Origin of the sequence: Rheinheimera mesophila, assembly GCF_000986865.1 — a bacterium.
In the GTDB taxonomy this organism is placed as follows: Bacteria; Pseudomonadota; Gammaproteobacteria; order Enterobacterales; family Alteromonadaceae; genus Pararheinheimera; species Pararheinheimera mesophila.
On record NZ_LAVS01000029.1, the window covers coordinates 22,156 to 29,067 of the forward strand.

The following is a 6,912-nucleotide window of genomic DNA, read 5'->3' on the forward strand; positions in this document are numbered from 1 at the left end:
GATTCAGTTATGATTCATCGCGTCTCTTGCAGCATAGTTTTTTTCACCTTCTTGAGGTTGTTATGAAGTTGATTTATGTCGGTACAGCCCTGCTGATCAGTGGTTTCAGCTATGCCAGCGATCAGTGTGCGTTAACATTACAGGATGATTTGAAGGTCAGTCCTTCCGTGGTCAGCATGCAACGTGGCGAGCAGGAGCTCTGGCGCATCGATACCAAAGGTCAATTGTGGCTTGCTCAACAAAAAAGTACGGCTAGCCCGGAAACTCAACAGCATCTAAAGGCCTATCAACAAGGCATCCGTACTCAGGTTACAGCTTCTGCCGCTTTGATGGATGACAGTTTACAGCTAGCACGTTCGGTACTGGATCATAATGTTCAAGCTGTGACCGGGATGAGCCTTGCGGAAAATCCGGAATTGCAACAGCCGGTAGAGCAACTAGAACAGCAACTGAACCAATTAGTCCAACGACAAGGCGATGCGATTTATGTCTATGGTAGTCAGTTGCGTTCAGCGGATAAAAATCTGGCAAAAGAGGCCGAGCAAAAAATTCAGCAGGCGGTCGCCAGGATCAGTGGCCAGATGATGTTGACCTTAGGACAAAATGCTCTGCAAAGTCCCGGTACTGCCGCAGAAAAAATGCAAAGTTTTCGCAGTAAAATGCAAAACTTTGGCAGTCAGCTCAAAGCCGATATGCAAAAAAACAGTAAAAATTTACGACAACGTGGTCAGCAGATTTGTCAGCAGTTGAAAAGTCTGGACCAACTGGAACACCAAATTCAGCAACAGCTCCCGGCAATGGCGCCTTATGACCTGATCGATGGGCAAAGTGAAGGCTATAAACCCGTGATCTGAACCAAGGAAACTTCATGATCCAACGTATACAACCAGGTAAAAGATACAGCGAAGCAGTTATCGCCAATGGCTTAGTGTTCTTATCCGGCATGGTGCCGGATAACACGGACTCGGACGCTACCGCTCAGACAGCTAACGTGCTGGCTCAGATTGATACCTTGCTGCAGGAGTTAGGCCTAAACAAAAGTCATATTGTCGATGCCATTATTTATCTGGCAGATATGGCCGATTACAACGCCATGAACACAGCCTGGGATTTATGGGTAGCGGAAGGTCAGGCGCCAGCCCGGGCAACAGTAGAAGCCCGCCTGGCGAATCCGGAATGGAAAGTAGAAATTAAAGTGACAGCCGCACTCTAATTGCTGCCCGCCAGCTCTTTACTTTGGAGCTCTTTGGCCAGTTGCTGCAGCTTGTCACTTTGACCAAAGATTTCAGCAAACTGGGCGACAGTCATTTTGTTTTTATCCGTCACAGGCGCCTTGGCGTCTGTGGATTGATCCTCTTTACAGTCAAGAGGATATAAAATCTTTGCCAGGGTCCATTCAGCTTTCACTATCGCAGCCATCATCGCTGTATGACCTCTTTTATCACGCAAGCAGGCATCTGCCCCGTGCTCCAGCAATAATTCCACCGCCTGTTGTTGACCTGCATAAGTCGCCACCATTAACGCAGTATAACTTTGGCTGCTGCGCTGGTTTACCGGAAAGCCCTGCTGCAAAAACTCATGCAGTACCACTAAATCGCCAGTGCGGGCAGCAGCAAAAAAATACGAGGTCAGTTGTTCCAGTGGATCAGGGGTTTGTTCTTCAGACTGCAGCATGGCACTGAACAACATCAAACCAAGTAACAGTAATCGCATCAGCTAAACACCTCAAATTCAGAGTGATGGGTTCCCCAACCAAATTGGAGTTGCAGCGAGGCGAGAGCCAGGAGTCAACCAAACTGTCGCTTCAAGTACCAAGGGGAATGGGTGCCTGCGAAACTCACCCTGGGTGCAGGACAGAGCATACGAGTTTCGCAGGGCTTTAAACCAGACTCAGTCGCAGACAGAGTGGCAACTGAGCTACACCAGAGACAAAGTTACAAAGATAAAGCGATTTGCTGCACTTGCTTTAAGTCGCCGTTCACCGCTTTGGTTAAACGAGTGCCATAGTCGCTGTCGGCTTTGTAAAAATGCGCCAGCATTTTGTGTTTAGTGACAGCATCTTTGACCTGACCCAGATCACCGGACAAATTGCTGATCAGGTTAGCTTGTTGCTGCTTGCTAAAGCTGCGGTACAAGGCGCCGGCCTGACTGAAGTTGTCCTGCTTGCTGATGGCTTTTTGCAACACAGTACCGTCAAGTTTGGTTTCGACCGCACGAGCCGCTGTCATCACAGTTTTAGGCTCAATCCGGCTGGGTTCGTAGTTCACATTGGACTTACTGTTGCCAAAGTTCATCGCCCCGTCCTGATTGTGGTTGTCTACCACCACTTTGGCCCTGTTGATCGGCAACTGGCTATGATTCGCGCCCAGACGGTATAGCTGAGTATCGGAGTAAGAGAAAATACGGCCTTGCAACAGACGATCTTCTGACGGCTCTATGCCCGGGATCAGGTTGGCTGGCGCAAAAGCCGACTGCTCCGTTTCTTCAAAGAAGTTATCCGGCATCCGGTTGAGCGTCAGAGTACCGACTTTCCGCTCTTTGACGTCAGGCCAGGTTTTAGTGGCATCCAGCGGGTTAAACGGGAAATCATCCAACTGCTCAGGTGTGATCACCTGAACATACAGGTCCCATTTGGGGTGATTACCCGCATTGATATTCTGATACAAATCACGGGTCAGGTGGTTAAAATCCATGCCCTGAGTTTTAGTGACCTGATCCGCATCCAGCGATTTCACGCCCTGCTGACTCTTCCAGTTAAACTTGACGTAGTGCACCTGGCCTTCGGCATTAATAAACTTGTAGGCATGCACACCAAAACCATCCATTTCACGATAGCTGGCTGGTGTACCTAAGTCTGAGTAGACAAAGGTCAGCATCTGGGTCGACCCCGGTTCGTGCGACATAAAATCAAACACACGATTCGGATCCTGCATATTGTCGACAGGAGAAGGCTTTAATGAATGCACCATATCCGGGAATTTAATCGCATCACGGATAAAAAACACCGGCAGGTTGTTACCTACTAAGTCCCAGTTGCCCTGCTCAGAATAAAACTTCACGGCGAAACCACGGGGATCACGCAAGGTCTCAGGGCTGTGATTACCATGAATTACCGTAGAGAAACGCACAAAAACTGGCGTCTTTTTTCCCTGGTCAGCAAAAGGCGCCGCTATGGTTAAATCAGATAAATCGTCAGTGGCAACAAATTCACCATGAGCCCCGGTGCCCCGGGCATGCACAACACGCTCTGGAATACGCTCACGGGCAAAACGCTGTAATTTCTGGATCAGGTGCACATCCTGCAGTAACACACTGCCGTTTGCACCCGCTGTAATGGAATTCTGGTTATCCCCAACCGGAGCACCATTGTCTCTGGTTAAGGTCGTTGCTTGTACAGCTAAAGACAAACCTAAAGCTACGACTAAGGCTGATTTTTGAAACATTGTTATGACCCTCTTTGGAGTTCGCTCTATCCTGCCGACACAGAGTAGAGGCCCAGGGTCAATTTAAAAAACAAAATAAAACAATTGCTTCAATCTAAAAAAACAATAAGGGTCGGAGTGATACACTCAGACCCTGAGGTGGTAGCCATAAAGCTGATACAAGATTTGCTTTAAATTTTACAGGCGCCACCAGCACAATCGTCAGAATCATCATCCTGCATCGCCGCTTGCTCTGCCGCCAACTGATCTGCTGCCAGTTGTTGTTGTGCCGTTTTTTTCTCAGCGCCATCAAAATCCAGATGGTCTAAATCAAACTCAAATTCGCTCATTGTTGTGCTCCGCCTCACTGGTTGATACAGCTTATGTTGGGGCCATTCCCCTCGCTTATCAAGCTGTAGTCCGGCGAAAAATGCCGAATTAACCGTAGATCTGCACCAAAGCTGCCCGACGCTGTTGCTCTGGCATCGCTTTTAACTGCTGAATTAATGAGGCCGGTAATTTGCGGGCAGAGCCACGGGAGTAAGCTCGAATTTGCGCTTCAGCATCTTGTGTCACCTGAGCTGTCATTGGATTGAGTAGCTGCACACAAGCAGTACGAGCCGGAGTAAAACCAAGCTTTTTCGCATAAGCTTTTAATAAGTTATCTGCAGCATTCGCTGCAACCAGCTCACAATATTCAGTGTTTGAATAGGTGTAGCTTGACGCGGCCTGAGACTGGCCAACAACTAAAGTAGCGAGAGTAAATACAGCAGCAGTCATAAATTTCATAGGTCTTCTCCGGCGTTAAGTCATTTCACTGTGTGCAATTATTCAGCAAAGCCATGACAACACTGTGTAAGAAAGACGAGAAAAAGTGTGACAGTAGCATTAGAATATCTAATGCTACTACTGAAAAGCTTACAACACCTGCTGACCTGATTTAATCACCACAGCAGGTTGCTCCAGCGCTTTGATCTGCACCAGTGGGTCCACCGAGACAGCGACCAGATCTGCAAAAGCCCCCACCTCCAGTACGCCAACGTTTTGTTGGCCTTGCTCATTTTTCCAGTTAAGCAAAGTGCCCGCATTGACGGTGGCGGCTTGAATGGCTTGTAAAGGCGTCATCCCCCACTGCACCATATAAGCAAACTGACGGCCATTTAAGCCATGAGTGTAGACGCCTGCATCAGTCCCGTAAGCCATCTTGACGCCAGCTTTGACCGCTTTTTGGAAGTTTTGTCGTTGCAGCAAGCCCACCTTTTTCTCTTTCACCAGAGACTCAGGCAAAATGCCAGCTTTTTCGCCTTCGCTTAAGATAAAGTCGCTGACATAAAGGTCCATCACTAAATAGGTACCGTGCTGTTTCGCCAGTTGAATGGCTTCATCGTCAATAAAACTGCCATGCTCTATCGAATCGACACCAGCCTTAATAGCACGTTTAATCCCCTGCAAACCGTGGGCATGAGCCGCTACAATACGCCCTCTGTCGTGAGCTTCATCTATTAAGGCTTTCATTTCCTCAAAGTTATACTGACTGGCATTGACGTCGGTATTTTTGGATAACACTCCGCCGGTAGCGGCAAACTTAATCACATCCGCACCGTATTTGATGTTTTCCCGCACTTTAGCCCTAACTTGATCCGGCCCATTGGCGACACCAGCACTGCGTGCATTGTAGATATGAGGCAGCAGATTATTGTCGCAGTGCCCACCGGTAATACAGATAGTATGGGCAGCCACCCGCATCCGCGGCCCCTGAATTTCGCCTTCTTCAATCGCATCACGCAATGACACATCAGCGTAGCCTGCAGCCCCTAAGTTCCGCACTGTGGTAAACCCTGCTTTTAAGGTCGCACTGGCTGCACTGACGCCGAATATCGCTTCGCGGGTCGGGGTTTCGACTAAACCGCGGTAACCATGTTTTTGTGGGTCTGATGTCAAATGCACGTGCATATCAATCAGACCTGGCAGCACATAATGGCTGGATAAATCAATCAAAGGCAGGTGAGCGGGAGCATCTTTTGCATCAACAACAGCACTGATCCGGCCCTGTTCGACCAGAATAGCTTTGTTGCGCTGGTAGTTTCCTGTGCGCACATCCAGCAAATGTCCTACTTTAATCACCTGCTCGACTTGCGCCATAACCACGGCGCTGAATAACCCGACGAGCAGCACCGATACCTGACTGAATTTCATACTGGTCCTTATTTTTAATTTCCTGAATCGTCTTTCGCCGAGAGCTCAGCCACCCGGCGCTCCAGCTCATCCAACTTGGCGCGGGTTTTTGCCAGCACTTGCGTTTGCACATCAAACTCTTCGCGGGACACAAAATCCAACTGACTGAGTTTTTGCTGCAGTACCTGCTTTACTTTGCTCTCCACGTCATCGGCCATCTCACGTACTTTAGGTGGGATCACGGCACCAATTTGCTTGGCTATTTCTTCAATCTTTTTTGGATCAATCATGGTATAGCTCCTTTTCAGTACTGATATTTTACGGCCTTGATAGCCACAGACGAAGCTATTCTGCCGCATATTTGCCAGACTTGCTCGTTTTGTGCAGAAATCAGCAGGCCTCAGCGCACTGAATTTGGGTTAAACTACGCACTTCTGCAAAAGGTGTCTGATGAAACTTAACTCTCAACAAAACGATGCGGTGCATTACATCAGTGGGCCTTGTTTGGTGCTGGCTGGCGCTGGCAGCGGCAAAACCCGGGTGATCACCAATAAAATCGCGTACTTAATTCAGCAATGTGGCGTACCTGCCAAACATATTGCGGCCGTGACTTTTACTAATAAAGCCGCCCGCGAAATGAAAGAACGGATTAAACATCAGCTGGAACGCCCATTGTTACGGGGCTTAACTGTCTCTACTTTTCACACCTTAGGCCTGGAGATCCTGAAAAAGGAATACCGCGCTATTGGCTATAAGCCGAACTTCACCTTGTTTGACGATCAGGACAGCATGGCGCTGCTCAAAGAGCTGACTGAGACCGAACTGCAAGGTGATAAAGATTTACTTAAAGCGCTGCAAAGCAAAATCTCCTCATGGAAAAACGATTTAACTTTACCCGGTCAGGCGCTGGCTCGCGCTACCGATGCACAAAGCATCAGCTTTGCTAATTTCTACCAGCAATATACTCAGCAACTGCGGGCCTATAACGCGCTGGATTTTGATGATTTAATTATGGTGCCGACCTTACTTTTCGCCTCTAACGAACAAGTCAGACAAAAATGGCAACAAAAAATCCAGTATTTGCTAGTGGACGAATATCAGGATACCAATACCAGCCAGTACGAACTGGTGAAATGGCTGGTTGGGGAGCGCCAGCGCTTTACTGTGGTGGGCGACGATGACCAGTCGATCTATTCCTGGCGCGGTGCTAAACCACAAAATCTGGTGCTACTGGGTAAAGATTTCCCGAATTTGAAAGTGATCAAGTTAGAGCAAAATTACCGCTCGGCCGAACGTATTCTCAAAGCAGCCAATA

The 6,912-nt window shown here is 48.4% G+C and carries 9 protein-coding genes; 3 read left to right on the forward strand and 6 right to left on the reverse strand.

The genetic code is table 11. The features are described from left to right. Nucleotides 1-62: 62 nt before the first annotated feature. A complete protein-coding gene (locus SD53_RS10865; RefSeq protein WP_046520264.1) occupies nt 63-854 on the forward strand; it encodes a DUF2884 family protein in 792 nt (263 codons plus the stop codon). A 14-nt stretch (nt 855-868) separates the two neighbouring features. Then, a complete protein-coding gene (locus tag SD53_RS10870) occupies nt 869-1,213 on the forward strand; it encodes a RidA family protein (RefSeq protein ID WP_046520265.1) in 345 nt (114 codons plus the stop codon). Here the strand turns inward: SD53_RS10870 and SD53_RS10875 are convergent. From SD53_RS10875 to ubiK, 6 genes are all read right to left on the reverse strand, one after another. Then, nucleotides 1,210-1,713 (reverse strand): ankyrin repeat domain-containing protein, encoded by a 504-nt coding sequence (locus SD53_RS10875; RefSeq protein WP_046520266.1) that lies wholly within the window; start codon nt 1,711-1,713, stop codon nt 1,210-1,212. The two genes, SD53_RS10870 and SD53_RS10875, sit on opposite strands and share 4 nt — an antisense overlap. 221 nt (nt 1,714-1,934) lie before the next feature. Next, complete coding sequence (locus tag SD53_RS10880) at nt 1,935-3,443, reverse strand: catalase (RefSeq protein ID WP_046520267.1); 1,509 nt, start codon at nt 3,441-3,443, stop codon at nt 1,935-1,937. A gap of 170 nt (nt 3,444-3,613) precedes the next feature. Further along, complete coding sequence (locus SD53_RS18740; protein WP_173425697.1) at nt 3,614-3,772, reverse strand: hypothetical protein; 159 nt, start codon at nt 3,770-3,772, stop codon at nt 3,614-3,616. Between the two features lie 88 nt (nt 3,773-3,860). After that, complete coding sequence (locus SD53_RS10885) at nt 3,861-4,211, reverse strand: hypothetical protein (RefSeq protein WP_046520268.1); 351 nt, start codon at nt 4,209-4,211, stop codon at nt 3,861-3,863. Nucleotides 4,212-4,340: 129 nt separating this feature from the next. Further along, nucleotides 4,341-5,618 (reverse strand): Xaa-Pro dipeptidase, encoded by a 1,278-nt coding sequence (locus tag SD53_RS10890; RefSeq protein WP_046520269.1) that lies wholly within the window; start codon nt 5,616-5,618, stop codon nt 4,341-4,343. Nucleotides 5,619-5,632: 14 nt separating this feature from the next. Further along, complete coding sequence (gene ubiK, locus SD53_RS10895; protein WP_046520270.1) at nt 5,633-5,887, reverse strand: ubiquinone biosynthesis accessory factor UbiK; 255 nt, start codon at nt 5,885-5,887, stop codon at nt 5,633-5,635. A 160-nt stretch (nt 5,888-6,047) separates the two neighbouring features. Here ubiK and SD53_RS10900 point away from each other — a divergent pair. Beyond that, a partial coding sequence (locus SD53_RS10900; protein WP_046520271.1) for a UvrD-helicase domain-containing protein occupies nt 6,048-6,912 on the forward strand: 865 nt, incomplete at its 3' end.

What these genes read in the sequence shown, in the direction of transcription:
- ubiK (WP_046520270.1), bottom strand. Translation starts at nt 5,887, where the DNA reads ATGATTGATCCAAAAAAGATTGAAGAAATAGCCAAGCAAATTGGTGCC.
- SD53_RS10865 (WP_046520264.1), top strand. Translation starts at nt 63, where the DNA reads ATGAAGTTGATTTATGTCGGTACAGCCCTGCTGATCAGTGGTTTCAGC.
- SD53_RS10870 (WP_046520265.1), top strand. Translation starts at nt 869, where the DNA reads ATGATCCAACGTATACAACCAGGTAAAAGATACAGCGAAGCAGTTATC.
- SD53_RS10880 (WP_046520267.1), bottom strand. Translation starts at nt 3,443, where the DNA reads ATGTTTCAAAAATCAGCCTTAGTCGTAGCTTTAGGTTTGTCTTTAGCT.
- SD53_RS10875 (WP_046520266.1), bottom strand. Translation starts at nt 1,713, where the DNA reads ATGCGATTACTGTTACTTGGTTTGATGTTGTTCAGTGCCATGCTGCAG.
- SD53_RS10890 (WP_046520269.1), bottom strand. Translation starts at nt 5,618, where the DNA reads ATGAAATTCAGTCAGGTATCGGTGCTGCTCGTCGGGTTATTCAGCGCC.
- SD53_RS10885 (WP_046520268.1), bottom strand. Translation starts at nt 4,211, where the DNA reads ATGAAATTTATGACTGCTGCTGTATTTACTCTCGCTACTTTAGTTGTT.
- SD53_RS18740 (WP_173425697.1), bottom strand. Translation starts at nt 3,772, where the DNA reads ATGAGCGAATTTGAGTTTGATTTAGACCATCTGGATTTTGATGGCGCT.